Raw genomic sequence first — 15,960 nt, 5'->3', positions numbered from 1 at the left:
GATAAATTACTTTAATCGAATCATCACCGTTTTAATCCGATTGCTCTCCATCTCGACCACTTCAAATTGTAGGTCTTGATAGTCCAGCATTGAGCCGACTTCCACTAGGCCATTACACTTATCGAGAATAAGTCCTGACACAGTAATATAGCCAGTCTCTTCATCAACGAGATCAACACCCAGCTGTAATTCAAGTTGATACAGATCCAAGGTGCCTGCAGCTTTCCAAGTATGTTCATCGACTTGCATCAAATCAAGCTGCTCATCTGCATCTGGAAACTCACCTGCAATGGCTTCAAAAACATCCAGCGGTGAAATTAATCCCTGCACATTTCCAAATTCATCATTAACCAGTACCAATGAGCCTTTAGAAGTTCGCAATGTATTGATCACATCAATCACTTTCATTTTTTCAAAAATAAAGATCGGACGTTGTGCTTTGATCAACGATTTTAATTGTGCTTCATCATCCAGTACATCCAAGATTTCCTTGGCACGAACCACACTTAATACTTTATCCAAACTGCCACGACACACAGGAAATAAGCTATGCGGTACAGATAAAATCTGTTCGCGTATTTTTTCAGACGTTTCGTTGATGTTAATCCAAGAAATTTGACTACGTGGCGTCATAATTGAAGCCACAGATCGTTCTGCCAGTGTTAATACACCGCCGATCATATAACGTTCTTGGTCATCAAATGTTTGTTGTGCTTGCAAATGTTGCAGCGGATTGGTCGCAGTGGTTTCGGCCTTGCCACCCATAAGCTTTAAAATCGTATCCGCAGTTCGATTCCGTAACGGGATCTTCGACTCATGCTTTGAACGATTACGTTGCGTAAACTGATTAAATGCCTCAATCACAATCGCAACACCAATACCCGAGTAGATATAGCCTTTAGGAATATGAAAACCAAAGCCTTCAGCAATCAAGCTAATACCAATTAACAGTAAGAAACTTAAGCAGAGAATGATAACGGTTGGATGTCGATTGACGAACTCCGTTAAGGGTTTAGAAGCCAGCAACATCACCAACATGGCTACAACCATTGCTACCATCATGACGTAGATATTATCCACCATACCAATGGCGGTAATCACCGAGTCTAATGAGAATACGGCATCCAATACCACAATCTGGGCGACAACGGCTGTAAAGCTTGCATAGACCACATTGGTGGTAATTTTGACTTCCGCTTTACCTTCCATCCGTTCATGTAATTCACTTACCGCTTTATAGAGTAAGAATAAACCACCGAATAAAAGAATCAGATCTCGGCCCGAAAAAGACCAGTCAAAAATAAAAATAAGCGGTTTGGTTAAGGTGACTAACCAAGAAATGGCGAACAGTAAGCCCAAGCGCATGATCAAGGCGAGAGATAAACCAATGACTCTGGCTTTATCACGTTGGGAAGGAGGAAGTTTATCTGCCAAAATGGCAATAAAGACGAGATTATCAATCCCTAAAACAATCTCTAAAACGATCAGAGTAAGCAAACCTACCCAAATCCCTGGATCTAATAAAAATTCCATTATTTACTCCTTAAACAAAAACAAGGAGTCATGAAATTGTATTTTAACTTTGTACCCGGCGAGGGATCCATTTATGTTAACCTTTTTGACAATAGTTGCTCTGATTATGCCTAATCTTTAACAATTGGGTTTAATTTTTTTAAGATTCAAACAAAGATAGAACCAACACAACAAAATATTTTAAATATCAAAATATTAAATCAATAAAAGCACTATAACCTAGTTGGATTTTGAATAATTTGTTACACATTTAAAGTGTTAAAAACCACCTTCAGCATGATCGGAAGACAGCTATACACTTCTCAGCCATCGGCTATGTTTTTAAGCTCTGACATCAAATTTGCCAACTTTCACTCTCGATTTAATCAACAAACCAATAACTCAGATTAAATTTATGTACCTTAGTTATGATGCGACCAATCTAACTCGGTGCATAAACGCTTATTCAAGGCATAAAATTGAATCGACCTGCTCCATCTACTTTATTTTTTCTTTCGGATGCAGTTTCAAAATTCGTCTTAGCTCAAGAATTGCTTCTGGTTGTTCCTGAATCGAATGCCCTCCTTGAATTATTTTTTCGGATAAGGCCCCATCTAAATGTGAACTGGTATACGGCACAATTCCATCGGTCATTTTATTCGGATCTTGGCTTTGTGTCAGATTGCCAATAATCGAATGGTAGGCCAAACCTTGAGCAGGTTGAATGTTCTGACTCATCTTCATAAATTTCGACTGATAACTTAAATCACTCGGTCCGTTTTCAATAATGCCTGAAGCAAGGCTGTTTTTCATTTGGTGAATATTAATTTTCTTTTCCGTCACGGCCAACTCAGCCGCACTTAAAAACTTATGTGGCAAATGAATTACTTTACGTAAGGCCAAGGTAAACCATCGATCCGCATATGCCGTTCCCTTATGCGGTGTTGCAATAAAAATCACACGGTTAATCTGATCAATGGGCTGGAAGATAAAACGCTTACTCACCGCAGGTGAATAAATAAAATCATGTGCCTCATCTGTATTAATTGCCTGCACAGCCTGCTGACGGATATCCCCCTGTCCCATAATCAAGCGGCTAATAATTCCGCCCATGCTATGTCCAATCAATACCGCATCTTTCATTGCAGCATCATTTGAGTCATGCATGGCAAAAGCCTGTTTTAATAAGGCATAAATCTGAGCTCGACTTTCTAAAATCGGCATATTGGTCGAATAAAAAACCTGCCAAACCTGATAATGCTGACGTAGACTCTCATCGCCCAAAATATCATTGGTCAGTGCAATCCATGCCTCAGGGCTACTGGCAAGGCCATGAATAAAAATAATGATTTTTTTGTTCGGATTATACGGTTCCAACATAAACAAATGCGGCATACTGAGTTGTTCTTTACGATCAATTAAGGTCTTATAACCTGTTCCCCCCAAGTTGTTCTCAGCCAACCACAGACCATATGGAGCAGAATAATTTGCAGTCAATAGATACCCCTGTCCTGCAACCTTGACTTCGTCATAGCGAAAAGGATCAATCAGCTGAATTTCTAAGGGTGCATCTTTAAGTAGCTGCTGAACCGATGTTTTCGCATTCGGCTGTGCCACAGCGGTCACAGACAAATATCTTGCAGCATGAATATAAGGATTTACTTTGCCCGTATAATAGCTTTCTGGATCATAAATATAATCAGGGCTCAATGGATGCTGATTCTTGGCCACCAACACAAATTCTGAACCCAGGCCATCTCGTCGGTTAACACTATAAAAACCAGAAAACCGCATATTGTAGCTCGACCGCAATAATTGAATCTCAGTCGTTGCCAATTCTGGATAATCATCGAAATTGAACTGATAACGATGCTGATTCAACTGTAATTGTTTTGGAAAATGCGTAAATTGATGACGTAAATAGGCCATCGTGATCAAGCGTGAAAGGGCCACATTATAAAAAAGCCGAACTTGAGTTTGTCTCTGGTCAAAAATACGTTGTTGAGGCGTATGCTCAGTTTCAAATAAATAGACAAAACTAAAACGGATACTTTGATCAAGTAAAGTCAGTACTTGATCTAAACACTGATTTTGTTGTGGTGAATGCTGGGTTTGCGACAAGGGAATATCACACTGTTTTTCAAGACTGAGTTGCAATGCACCTGCTAGATAAATCTCGCTGGCTGCGGCGTAAGCTTGCTCATGATTATCAGTTAATTTCTGCTGTAGGGTTTGTACACATTGATCAGGCTGCTTTAGACATTGATCAAGGTTAAGGCCCGACAATAGCAAGCTATTCTGGGTAGCATCACTTAATTGAGGTCGAGTTAAGATGCTTTGCGTTTTATCGGCTAAAGAAGCACTCAAACTCCGTTGTTGCAGTTTGACGAGCTGACAGGCGGACAAGCTGTACATCAAACAGAGTAGAACAATCGTTTTTGTTAGGCTTTTTATATTGATTACCATACTACCAACCTCACTGATCACCCTTCAAAAAAATAAACCATGTTGATCAAACACCGTCAGCGCTATGCTTTAGGCTGAACAAAACGATGATGAGCAGCAAGATAAGCCAAATAAAGCACAGGAATAATAAAGAAAGCGACACTCCAAAAATCTAGATAGACATACAGAATTGCTCCCAAGAATGCTCCCACAATAAAGCCCATCACAATGCTGAAACTTTGTAGCAACTTCTGTTTGTTTTCAGGATTCGGTTGCTGAATATAATTCGAAATATCAATGCCTAACTGAGTCGTATTTCCAGTCATCATGGTGCTTGGACTAATATGTTTAATCAGGGTTTTGCTGGAGGTGTTCCGAATCGCCAAGGCAATTAAGCCCAAACCACCCGTAACAGCGACACTAAGACTATTTGCATTTTTAAAAGGCTCAAAATAAAGTCCCGACAGCATAAAACCCATTAAAAAAATGGCTTCACCCAGAAATAGGTAACTGAGTGTTTTACTCTTTTGACGACTACGATCGATACAAAACTTCGTGATCGCAACCGTCACAATGAACAATGGGATCGCAGCCAGTTTAATCCAGATACCAGACCCACCACTCACCCATGCAGCCCCAGCTAATACCAAGTTTCCAGTGACATGGGCAGTAAAAAATCCGAACAAAGCGATAAAACCAATGGTATCAATCGCACCACCAACCACTGTGAGTAACACAGGATCTCGACAACTATCCCAGAAGCTCAATGGTTTGCTTTGAATACTCTCATCCATTTTCTTATTCCTTATATTGTGAGTGATAGCTCAACTTATCCAGTTTTTTATATAGGGAATCAATTGCTCACCAGCTACCATACCCAGCAAACCACATAGTGCGACTAAAGGTGGTGCGGGTGATTTAACATTTAATAGGTAATACAAAGCGCCAACCAATAGCCCTGCAGCTAAAGAGATCAGATACATTTTCATGGATTATTTCCTTAGATTTCACCCTGTTTTCAGGTGAAATCTATGACCGAGTCCTGGACTAAAAGGCAAAACAAGAACAGCCCAATGCACCCCAAAAAGACTTTTTGTCTTTGTCATTAATGGGCACATCCAGCATCCATGCATGGCTATGCCCATGCATACCGCAACGACTAGAACACGCACACGCTGCCGAGCTGCTTTGTAAAGGTGTTCGCGAAGGTGCATTGCGATTTTCAGATCGTCGCCATTGCCCACCGAAACGTTTCACTGGTGACCAATCTGGTGATGCTGGTGGAATCGATGGATCTTGATCCTTAAACTCTGCGCCTGCATAGACAATTTTGCCATTCATCACGGTCAGGACAGATTCAATCCACTGAATTTCATCATCTTCCACAGCAAAGTAGTCATCTGAAAGTACAACCAGATCAGCCAGCTCACCTGAGCTTAAAGCTCCTTTGTGCTGATGTTCTCCTGAGAACCATGCAGAACCTTTGGTCCAGAGCTTTAACGCTGTTTTTCTGTCTAATAGATTTTGTTCATCATAAAGTGGTAAACCACCGACTGTTTTGCCTGTACTTAACCAACTTAAACAGACCCACGGATTATATGAAGCAACACGTGTCGCATCCGTACCCGCACCAACAGGTACGCCTAACTCCAGCATTTTTTTCACAGGCGGAGTCGATTTGGCAGCATCTAAACCATAACGCTGAACAAAGATTTCTCCTTGGTAGGCCATCCGATGTTGAATCGCAATACCACCACCCAAAGCACCAATTCGCTCAATATTTCGATCTGAAACAGTTTCGGCATGGTCGATAATGAACCGTGTCGCAAAAGGCTGTTTACTGTTGACGCGTTCGAAAACATTCAATAAGCGATTGATACTTTCATCATAGGTGGCATGAATACGAAATGGCCATTTCTTTTCAGCCAGTAGCTCAACGATGCTTTCTAGTTCCGCTTCCATCTTTTCAGGTAAGTCGGGTCGAGGTTCGTAGAAATTTTCAAAATCTCCCGCAGACCAAGTCAGATTCTCACCCGCACCATTGACCATAAGCACATCATCGCCATCACCAGGGAATGTCATCTCGGTCCATTTTTTATAATCTTCAAGTTCTTCTCCTGCTTTTTGCGCAAACAGGTTATACGCAATCCGAACTGTCATTTGATCATTGTTATGCAGGGCTTGAATCACTTCATAATCATCAGGATAATTTTGGCCGCCCCCACCCGCATCAATTGCGGAGGTAATTCCTAAACGATTTAACTCACGCATAAAGTGACGTGTAGAATTGACCTGATCTTCAAGTGGCAGTTTCGGTGCCTTGCCTAAAGTGGAATAGAGAATCATTGCGGATGGTGTCGCAAGAAGCAGTCCAGTCGGCTCACCCCGCTCATTTCTCTGAATCTTTCCACCTGGTGGGTCTGGTGTATCTTTATTAAAACCCAGTACCTCAAGTGCAGCACGATTCAGCATGGCGCTGGCATAAAGATGTAAAACGAATACGGGGGTATCTGGAGCGGCTCGATTCAGCTCATCCAGCGTTGGCATTCTTTTTTCCACAAACTGAAATTCCGTCCAACCACCCACGACTCTTACCCATTGTGGTGCTGGCGTATTCTCTGCCTGCTCTTTTAACAGTCTCAATGCATCCGAGAGCGAAGGAACGCCCTCCCAACGCAACTCCATGTTGTAGTTCAAACCACCTCTAATAATATGCAAGTGGCTATCATTTAAACCAGGAATGACTCGACGGCCATTTAAATCAATCACCTTGGTTGTACTGTTTGATAAGCGCATGATGTCATCATCACTGCCCGTTTTTACAACTTTTCCATCAGCAATTGCAATTGCTTGCGCCTCTGAAACCTGTTCATCAAGGGTGGTTATTTTAGCATTTCTTAAAATCAGTTGAACGTCTGACATTCGTCATTCCCTCCGAGCCTAGCCTTATTGTTTTCAGTTTTAGGTGGTAGAGCCCACCATTTTTAATTATTTCGCTGCAATCGGCGCCAATACTTCGTGTGCTGAAGTGGTCCGTTCTGCTGCCTTATGCACCATGGTATAGGCATAGTCCACACCCATCCCGTATGCACCTGAATGTTCCCGAACAATATCCATCACTGCATTATAGGTATCGCGTTTTGCCCAATCACGTTGCCATTCGAGTAAAACTTGTTGCCATGTCACTGGAATGACACCCGCTTGAATCATGCGTTGCATTGCATAGTCATGTGCTTCTTTGCTGGTGCCACCTGAAGCATCTGCAACCATATAAATTTCATAACCACCTTCTAGCATGGCACTTAAAGCAAATGAGTTATTACACACCTCTGTCCATAAGCCTGAAACAATCACTTTTTTGCGCTTATTATTTGCCAATGCATCACGTACTTTCTGATCATCCCAAGAGTTCATCGAAGTACGTTCTAATAAAGGTGCTTGTGGGAATACATCTAAAAGCTCTGGATAGGTATGGCCTGAAAAACTTTCCGTTTCAACGGTTGTAATGATGCTTGGAATATTAAAAACCTTAGCGGCTTTTGCTAAACCGACTGTATTGTTTTTAAGCACTTGACGATCGATCGACTGTACACCAAAAGCCATTTGTGGCTGATGGTCGATAAAAATAATTTGGCAGTTTTGTGCAGTTAAGAGTTCTAAGTTTGAATGGCTCATTTTTAATTTCCTTGTTTGTTGGTGTTTCCTGAACACAGGATTAATATTGCAAATTCAGGAAAAGAACACAGCTGTATTATTAAGACATATCGTTTTATTATTGGAACAAAAAATATCAATTAACCTTAAAAATCATATTTATTAGAACAATTAACATATTATAGGTTTAATACTGCAAATAACTGTGTTTTTGTTGTTTATTTCCACATCTCATTCAGTATTCCTTTTTGTGAATCTTTCTCAATTTGTTAAGATGACCATACCGAGGAAGTCATTCAATTTCTCCTACCCTGTTGACTCAATTTTGACAGAAAAGAAGTCCTTTGAAAGGTATACTTCCTTCGCAATTAAGTCGAATTTTACAGTGGTTGTTAGAATTGGCGAGACAGCCAAAAGCTCAAATTAAACTTATTTATTATTTAAATTTAAGGATTTAACATACATGAATAGCGCTGAAATCATGGCTGACCTTTCATCTCATACGCCGATGATGCAGCAGTATCTCAAAGTCAAAACGGACTATCAGCATGCATTGCTGTTCTACCGTATGGGTGACTTTTATGAGCTATTCTTTGAAGATGCACATTTAGCAGCCAAACTCCTTGGCATCACCTTGACACATCGGGGTAAGGCCAGTGGTCAACCCATCCCGATGGCGGGTGTTCCTTATCATGCAGCTGAAGGTTATCTTGCTCGTTTAGTCAAAGCTGGACGTACTGTTGCTATTTGCGAACAAGTTGGCGAAGTCACAGGCAAAGGTCCTGTAGAACGTAAAGTTGTGCGTATCTTAACCCCAGGAACCTTAACTGATGATGCATTATTAGGGAGCTATCAGTCGTCGAATCTGGTCGCGCTCTGTATCCAACAAAATCAAATTGGTTTTGCCTTACTCGATTTGAGTGCAGGTATTTTTAAAGTTCAACAACAAGACTATAAACCTGAACAGCTACCAATTGAGCTGGCGCGTTTAATGCCAAGCGAAATTTTGATTGATGAAGATCTCGTTGATCAAAATATTATTGAACAGATTAAGAAAAATCTGGACTGTCCAATTACCAAACGTCCAAATGTTGATTTTAATTTAAATAATGCACAAAAAACGTTGTGCGATCAGTTTAGTGTTTCAACCTTATCAGGATTTGGTTTAGACCCATTTCCATTGGCAAGAGCCGCTGCTGCTGCTTTAATTCACTATGCCAAAGAAACCCAGAAGACAGCCTTACCGCATATTCGCTCGATTCAAATTGAACAAAGTACTGACTTTATCGCACTCGATCCCATCACGCGTCGCAATTTAGAAATTATTGAACCGTTGTTCGATCATGGTACATCGCTGTTCCAATTGATTAATGATTGCCAAACCGCAATGGGTGGACGCCTATTGAGTCGTACCCTCATGCAGCCCATTCGGGACACTGCAGTTTTAGATGCGCGTCTTGACGCGACTGAACAATTACTCAAAGGCTATCATGAAGCACCATTACGTTTAGTGCTCAAAGAAATTGGCGATATTGAACGTGTACTCAGCCGTGTCGCTTTAGGTAGTGCTCGTCCACGCGACTTGGTGCAACTGCGTCAAGCTTGTGCACAAATTCCTTTCCTTCGTCATGCCTTAGAACCAGTTTTAAAGACCCAGCAATCTAAGTTGCTCATGCAATTGAATGATGAGCTTGGCGATTTTAAAAGTCTGCATCAGCACTTAATGGCGGCAATTGTTGAAAGCCCACCTGTATTACTACGTGATGGCAATGTAATTGCAGAGGGGTATGATGATGAGCTGGATGAACTCCGTAAAATTCGCGATCATGCAGGACAATTCCTGATTGATTTAGAGATCAAAGAGCGTGAACGTACCGGTATTAATACACTGAAAATCGGCTATAACCGTGTTAGTGGTTATTATATCGAGTTAACTCGCGCCCAAGCAGAACAAGCTCCAGCGGACTATATTCGTCGTCAAACCCTTAAAAATGCAGAGCGTTATATCACGCCTGAACTGAAAGGCTTTGAAGATAAAGTCCTGTCTAGTGAATCTCGTGCCCTCGCCCGTGAAAAGCTTTTGTTTGAATCATTACTGGATGAGTTACGTCAAAACATTGCGCATTTACAGATGATGAGTGCAGCAATTGCATCGATTGATGTATTGGCAAACTTTGCCCACCAAGCTCGACTCAACAATTGGGCTAGACCTGAATATACACCTGAAACCAGTATCAAAATTCAGGCTGGTCGCCACCCAGTGGTTGAAGCTTTAAATAAAACACCATTTACCCCAAATGATACCTTCCTAGATACACAGCATCGCATGGCAATCATTACTGGTCCCAATATGGGCGGTAAATCGACCTTTATGCGCCAAACTGCATTGATCAGTTTGCTCGCCTATTGTGGTAGTTTTGTACCTGCCAAAGCAGCAAAACTAGGGTCGATTGATCGTATCTTTACCCGTATTGGTTCTGCTGATGATTTATCGACCGGGAAATCGACCTTTATGGTCGAGATGACTGAAACTTCTCAGATTTTGCACCATGCCACCAGTCAATCTCTCGTTCTGATGGATGAAGTGGGCCGTGGTACCAGTACCTATGACGGCCTTTCTTTGGCTTGGGCCTGTGTGGTTGATTTAACCAAACGGGTGAAATGCCTGTGCCTATTCGCAACACATTACTTTGAGCTAACTGAACTGGGTGGCGAAGCTGGCATTGATAACTATCATGTCACTGCGCAAGAACTGAATGGTAATTTGATTTTGCTGCATAAAGTTCAACATGGTCCAGCCAGCCAAAGCCATGGTTTACAGGTTGCTAAGTTGGCCGGTATCCCTGCCAATGTCATTAAAGAAGCACAAAAGCGTTTGAAGATTCTGGAAAAACAACAGCATCAACATTTGCAAAGTAGTGTACAAAATGACTTATTCAGCGCCGTTGAGCATGAAATCGAAACTCAAGTGGTCGAGAGAATTATTGAAGTTGAAACCCAATCTCCTGCATTAACTTTGCTACAGCAGATTGATGTGGATGATCTAACACCGCGGCAGGCATTGGAACAGCTCTATTCACTCAAAGCGGCCTTAAAATCATAAAAACAGCAGGCTCAAATCAGTTAATAATAATTAATCGATTTGAGCCTCATTTTAACCCATTCCTCTATCAATGAGATGATGCTGACTCACCTTCTGATTCAACATAAAAGTTAAGGACAAGACCATCAATATTCAGTTTAAAACCCTACAATTTTCAGAAATTGATCTAATCTGGCAACAGATTAGTCGGCGTGAACTGATCACCCAAATGTATGTCCAACAGGGTTTAGATTTGAAACTCATTGATTGTTTTTATGATGAGCAAAATTGGGATGCCTATCACTTGGAAAATGACCCACCTTTGCTCAAACAGTTGCATCAACAAGGGGCGCTATGCGTAGGTGGATTTGATTCAGACAATCAGCTGATTGCGATACAGGTCGTTTCCAATCAGTATATTGCTGACTACCCTGAAGCCAAGTTACTGCAATATTTTTATGTAGATGCTGATCATCAAGGTTTAGGGATTGGCACTCAGTTGATGTTATCAGCTCTTGACTCGGCGCGACAACTCAATGCCAAGCAACTGTATATTTCTGCCACCCCGAGTCAGCGCACAGTGGATTTTTACCTGAAACAAGGCGCTCAACTGTTAGTGCAAGCTGATCAACAACTGTTTGAACGAGAGCCCGAAGACATTCACTTGCTCTACACCCTTTAACTGCGGACCCAACCAAGCAGAAATGAAAGCGTGGAGATGACTCAACCTGATTAATTCGCTGTTTTAACTGAGAATAAAAATAAGATTCAGTTGCGATCATTGGGTAAATTGAGCTGACCATCACTTTATTTTTTAGTCAAAAACCGTGAAAGCTTATAATATTTTCTTTATTATCAACATATTAATCTATTTTTCATATGTATAAATAAACAATATCAATAAAAGCAATTGTTTGTTTACCCCTTTTTTGCCTACAATACCTCATTCCAAACAAAAAACCGTATTTTTAGGTAGCTGTCGCCATGACCTTTGTTGTCACTGAAAATTGTATTAAATGTAAATATCAAGATTGTGTTGAAGTTTGTCCTGTAGACTGTTTCTACGAAGGTCCGAACTTCCTTGTTATCAATCCAGATGAATGTATCGACTGTGCACTTTGTGAACCAGAATGCCCAGCAAATGCAATTTTCTCTGAAGATGAATTACCAGAAGGTCAAGAAGTCTTTATCGAACTCAATGCTGAATTATCAGAGAAATGGGCGGGTAATAACATCACACAGATTGGTGAGCAGCCAGCAGACCGTGAAGAATGGAATGGTAAGCCAGACAAGCTACAATATTTAGAAAAATAATTCAAAAGGCCAGTTTTACTGGTCTTTTTTATACCTGAACCACACATTTCTTTGCAATTACATCATTATTCATGCGCTATTTTGCATTAAAATAGTACGCCTACAGATTTTGAACTGCCTTTTTATGATGCGAAATAAATTACAGGGTCTATTATCATTATTTATCATCCCTGTGATGATGGCGGGCTGTACCAGCTCAACAACAAAAGTAAATCAGCAGCAAGGTAAAAGAATTTACATTCCCCAAGAACAAGTCACGATTACCCGCCCCATCCCAAACAAAGTTGAGCCAGCCTCTTATCGCCAATGGCTGAATCAAGGTGAGAACTATGCCCGTGTTCGGGAATATGAACAATTTCTAACCCGTAATAATGTGGCGCATATTATTCCAAGTTTTGAATTATTACGTACCGCCCGAGACTGGCAGAAATGCGGCCGTACTGAATATATGGTGCCTAACCGTGAATTATGGAACAACTCCCTTTCGACCTTGCGTGTCTTTAAGTATTTAATCGCAGCCAAAATCCTGACCGATTTTGAAGTGACTTCTGTCTATCGAGACTTGCCACTCAACCAATGTGCCGGTGGTGCGGGCTCTTCAAAGCACTTATTCAATTCGGCCATCGATTTCCGTATTGGGCCTGAATATCCTCAGCCTCAAGATTATGCCTATATTGAGCAAACTAAGTTTAAGCTATGTCAGTTCTGGGCACAGCATGGCCAAAGCCTAGATTTGGGAATTGGCTTATATAGCTCTGGTCAGATTCATATTGATACCCAAGGTTATCGTACTTGGGGCCCTGACCTCACCCGTAACAGCTCAATGTGTAATTTCTAAAAATAAATCACATTCTTAAAAAGAGATCAAAATGATCTCTTTTTTGTTTCAATTATACGGATTCATTCTGCAATAAAATTGCACTCTGAGCATAAACGTTTAAAATGCAGAGCTAACAAATTGGTAGGTAAACTTGATTATGCAACAGATGTGGACCGAGATTGATGACTATATCAATTCACATTTAATTCCCACAGACCCTAGACTTCAACATGCATTAGATAATACTGATACTCAGGGCTTTTCTAATCATTTGGCTGTTGCACCCAATCAAGGCATGTTTTTGCAAATGTTGATTCAGATGAATCAATGCAAACGGGTATTAGAACTCGGAACCTTCGGTGCTTACAGTACCATTTGGCTTGCCAAAGCCTTGCCTGAAGATGGTTATCTATTGACGGTAGAAGGACGTGATACTCATGTACTCATCGCACAAGAAAACATTGATTATGCCAATATGCCAACGAATATCGAACTCAAAAAAGGCCGTGGTGCAGATATCATGAATCAGCTGATTGCTGAAGGCAGCGAAGCATTTGATTTGATCTTTATTGATGCCGATAAACAAAGTTACCGTGAATATTTCGAACTCAGCCTCAAGCTGTCACACTCAGGGACCATTATCGTCTTGGATAATGTGATTCGTGCAGGTGCGATTCTGGATCAAAATAACAAAAAACCGAGTATTGAAGGGATTCGTGAAGCTTTCACAGCATTGAAAGAGCACCCGCAACTGCTCTCTTGTACAGCTTTACAAACAGTCGGCTCGAAAGGCCATGATGGTTTCGCCATTGCCATTGTAAAATAGAGATCAAAAAACAACCTATTAATTTTAGTCGTTCAATATCAAGACATTATATTTATCTGCTCTGCTTTTCCATATAGTTATCCACAGTAATTGCGGATAACTATATGGAACAAAATGAATCACTTAGCAACTAATAGTGGCACATTGGCATTGCGGAAAATGGTTGTGGTGATACTACCCAAGAAAAATTGATGAATTTTACTGTGGCTAAATGCACCTAATACAATCAATTGAATATCGTGTTCTCTTTGATATTCAAGAATATTTTGGGCTACATCACCATAACGATAGACTGAAACAACTTCCAGACCGGCATCAGTCAAATACTTTTCAGGTTCCGCCAACATTTCTGGATGATCACCTACATACAGCAAGTGACATTGCAGTTTTTTTAACAGGTCACTTTGTGCAATCCGTTGCAGCATCTTTTGGCAGGTTGGCGAATATTCATAAGCAAAGATAAAGCGTTTCGGTGGCTGGAAATGTTCCCCAACGGTAATAACCGTACAATTTGCACCACGAATAAAGTTTTCAACATTACTGCCAATCGGCTTGTTCTTCTCAGCAGCACGCTCACCCACTCGACCGATAATCACCACATCATTTTCATTGAGAAGATTAAAGCTTTGCTCAAGAAAGTCGCCTTTTTCCTGAATCTTGGTACTGCTTAGACCGTATTGTTTTTCGATCAACTCAGAAATGTGTTTCAGCAAATTATTACTATAATCGAGTGCTAACTCACTCTGTTTTTGTTCCAACTCTGCGAGTTCTTTAAGTAGCATGGCATTACTTTCAAAGCCAATCACGCCACTGATTTCACCTAAATGGTAGCTAGCTGGGTAATAGTCCAAGATTTGCAACAATACCAACTCTCTTTGCGTTTGTTTCGCAACCCATACTGCCGCTTCAGCAACAGCATCAATGCAGGGTGAAGAATCAATACATGCAATTACACGGTTCATTTTCGCCTCTCTCTAGGTATATACCTTAGGTCTTCTACTTATTTTTAACTTAACATAGATAAAAGCATGGTGGGTTAAATTTATGTATCGAATCTCATACGCTTTTTTATTCGCTTCGGTAACGAATTAATTTTGCAGGATTCCCTGCCACCACAGCATAATCCTCAACATCTTTGGTCACCATACTGTTCATTCCCACCACCGCATGATCGCCAATTTTAATTCCATCCTTGACCCCGACATGAGCGCCTAGCCACACATCACGACCAATCTCAATGCCTTTAGACGTAACGGGTTGTTGATAAATTGGACGATCCATTTCCATGCCATGATCAAATGCATATAGATGACTATAAGCCGCGATTCGAACTTGATCATGCAACTTAATCCCGGTACGACCGCCATCCAAAATACAATGATGGTTAATTGCCACTTCATTACCAATTTCTAAAGGTCCGTGCAAAGTGCAATCTGCAGCAATAAAGGTATTATCTCCGATACTGATCTTGCGACCACGTTCAGCAAAAATATGAGCCAAGGGTGAAATAAAGCAGTTTTGACCGATTTCAACTGTTTCCATATCCATCAAATAGGCTTGGTACTCGGCTTGCCATGCTTCAACCCATTCGCGATGCTTCGGCTTCAAAGACCAATACAGCCAAGGCATATAGTTCAAGCGTTGCTTATGTTGCTCGCGGTATTTTAATAAAGGATCATGTGTCATGTTCTTGTGCCTCTATGACTTTAAGCAATTCACGTCCTCGACTCACATCTTGTAATTTCAATCGTAACGGTTCAATTTGATGCACTTGTAATCGTGCTTGAATCGCAACCCCTATATCGGTATAGCTTTCCTGATACTCAATCTGTTGCTGCATCAATTCATATTGAATAATTGCCCATTCGTTGAACAGACAGGTAAATTGAACGTCTTTCTTTTCAATTAGTTCTATTTTTTCAGCCAAAAGCAGACATTGTCCAGCACAGCCACCATAAGCACGGACCAACCCACCTGTTCCTAACTTGATACCACCATACCAACGATTGACAAGCACAATGACATTGGTCAGTTCGTTGCCTTCAATTGTTGCAAGAATTGGACGGCCTGCTGTACCAGAAGGCTCACCATCATCATTGAAGCGAACCTGATGGCCAATCTTCCACGCCCAACATTGATGGGTCGTTGATAGATCTTTGTGCTGTTCCAGAAAATCTTTAACTTGCTGTTCATTTTCAACAACTGCTGCAATCGCTTGGAAGCGACTTTTTTTAATGTCTTCTTCAAAAGTTACCGAACTGGCAAGGGTGAATGGCATAGAACATGAATAAAAATTTAAAACGCGAT

The 15,960-nt window shown here is 41.0% G+C and carries 14 protein-coding genes; 5 read left to right on the top strand and 9 right to left on the bottom strand.

The annotated features are described in order from the left end of the window. Positions 1–6 precede the first annotated feature (6 nt). From NDN13_RS00690 to NDN13_RS00665, 6 genes are all read right to left on the bottom strand, one after another. A complete protein-coding gene (locus NDN13_RS00690) occupies positions 7–1,533 on the bottom strand; it encodes a TerC family protein (protein WP_251116768.1) in 1,527 nt (508 codons plus the stop codon). A gap of 477 nt (positions 1,534–2,010) precedes the next feature. Then, positions 2,011–3,978 carry an esterase/lipase family protein gene (locus NDN13_RS00685; protein WP_251116767.1) on the bottom strand — a complete coding sequence of 656 codons (1,968 nt, stop codon included), beginning with the start codon at positions 3,976–3,978 and terminating at the stop codon, positions 2,011–2,013. 62 nt (positions 3,979–4,040) lie between these two features. Next, entirely contained in the window at positions 4,041–4,751 is a 711-nt protein-coding gene (locus NDN13_RS00680) for a YoaK family protein (RefSeq protein ID WP_251116766.1), read from the bottom strand. A 30-nt stretch (positions 4,752–4,781) separates the two neighbouring features. Continuing rightward, positions 4,782–4,946, bottom strand: a complete 165-nt coding sequence (locus NDN13_RS00675; protein WP_251116765.1) for a DUF1427 family protein — start codon at positions 4,944–4,946, stop codon at positions 4,782–4,784. Positions 4,947–5,004: 58 nt separating this feature from the next. Continuing rightward, a complete protein-coding gene (locus NDN13_RS00670; protein ID WP_251116764.1) occupies positions 5,005–6,879 on the bottom strand; it encodes an amidohydrolase in 1,875 nt (624 codons plus the stop codon). 66 nt (positions 6,880–6,945) lie between these two features. Then, positions 6,946–7,632 carry a hydrolase gene (locus NDN13_RS00665; protein WP_241311673.1) on the bottom strand — a complete coding sequence of 229 codons (687 nt, stop codon included), beginning with the start codon at positions 7,630–7,632 and terminating at the stop codon, positions 6,946–6,948. 442 nt (positions 7,633–8,074) lie between these two features. Here NDN13_RS00665 and mutS point away from each other — a divergent pair, with 442 nt between their 5' ends. The 5 genes from mutS (at position 8,075) to NDN13_RS00640 (ending at position 13,653) form a co-directional block, all read left to right on the top strand. Further along, positions 8,075–10,714, top strand: coding sequence for a DNA mismatch repair protein MutS (gene mutS / locus NDN13_RS00660; protein ID WP_251116763.1), 2,640 nt, complete (start codon positions 8,075–8,077; stop codon positions 10,712–10,714). 103 nt (positions 10,715–10,817) lie between these two features. Next, positions 10,818–11,375 carry a GNAT family N-acetyltransferase gene (locus NDN13_RS00655; protein ID WP_436897673.1) on the top strand — a complete coding sequence of 186 codons (558 nt, stop codon included), beginning with the start codon at positions 10,818–10,820 and terminating at the stop codon, positions 11,373–11,375. Between the two features lie 302 nt (positions 11,376–11,677). Continuing rightward, entirely contained in the window at positions 11,678–12,007 is a 330-nt protein-coding gene (gene fdxA, locus NDN13_RS00650) for a ferredoxin FdxA (RefSeq protein WP_004652744.1), read from the top strand. A gap of 124 nt (positions 12,008–12,131) precedes the next feature. Then, positions 12,132–12,845: a D-Ala-D-Ala carboxypeptidase family metallohydrolase gene (locus NDN13_RS00645; protein ID WP_016540560.1), complete on the top strand. Its 714-nt coding sequence runs from the start codon at positions 12,132–12,134 to the stop codon at positions 12,843–12,845. A 139-nt stretch (positions 12,846–12,984) separates the two neighbouring features. Further along, positions 12,985–13,653, top strand: coding sequence for an O-methyltransferase (locus NDN13_RS00640; RefSeq protein ID WP_251116762.1), 669 nt, complete (start codon positions 12,985–12,987; stop codon positions 13,651–13,653). 119 nt (positions 13,654–13,772) lie between these two features. Here the strand turns inward: NDN13_RS00640 and NDN13_RS00635 are convergent, their stop codons facing one another. From NDN13_RS00635 to NDN13_RS00625, 3 genes are all read right to left on the bottom strand, one after another. Next, positions 13,773–14,615 carry a universal stress protein gene (locus NDN13_RS00635; protein ID WP_251116761.1) on the bottom strand — a complete coding sequence of 281 codons (843 nt, stop codon included), beginning with the start codon at positions 14,613–14,615 and terminating at the stop codon, positions 13,773–13,775. Positions 14,616–14,721: 106 nt separating this feature from the next. After that, positions 14,722–15,339, bottom strand: coding sequence for an acyltransferase (locus NDN13_RS00630; protein WP_251116760.1), 618 nt, complete (start codon positions 15,337–15,339; stop codon positions 14,722–14,724). Further along, positions 15,329–15,931, bottom strand: a complete 603-nt coding sequence (locus NDN13_RS00625; RefSeq protein WP_251116759.1) for an IMPACT family protein — start codon at positions 15,929–15,931, stop codon at positions 15,329–15,331. The genes NDN13_RS00630 and NDN13_RS00625 overlap by 11 nt, the downstream gene beginning before the upstream one ends. Positions 15,932–15,960 lie beyond the last annotated feature (29 nt).

Origin of the sequence: Acinetobacter sp. C32I, from assembly GCF_023702715.1 — a bacterium.
Lineage (GTDB): Bacteria > Pseudomonadota > Gammaproteobacteria > Pseudomonadales > Moraxellaceae > Acinetobacter.
Note: the sequence above shows the minus strand (reverse complement) of the source record. Positions and strands in the feature narration are given on the sequence as shown.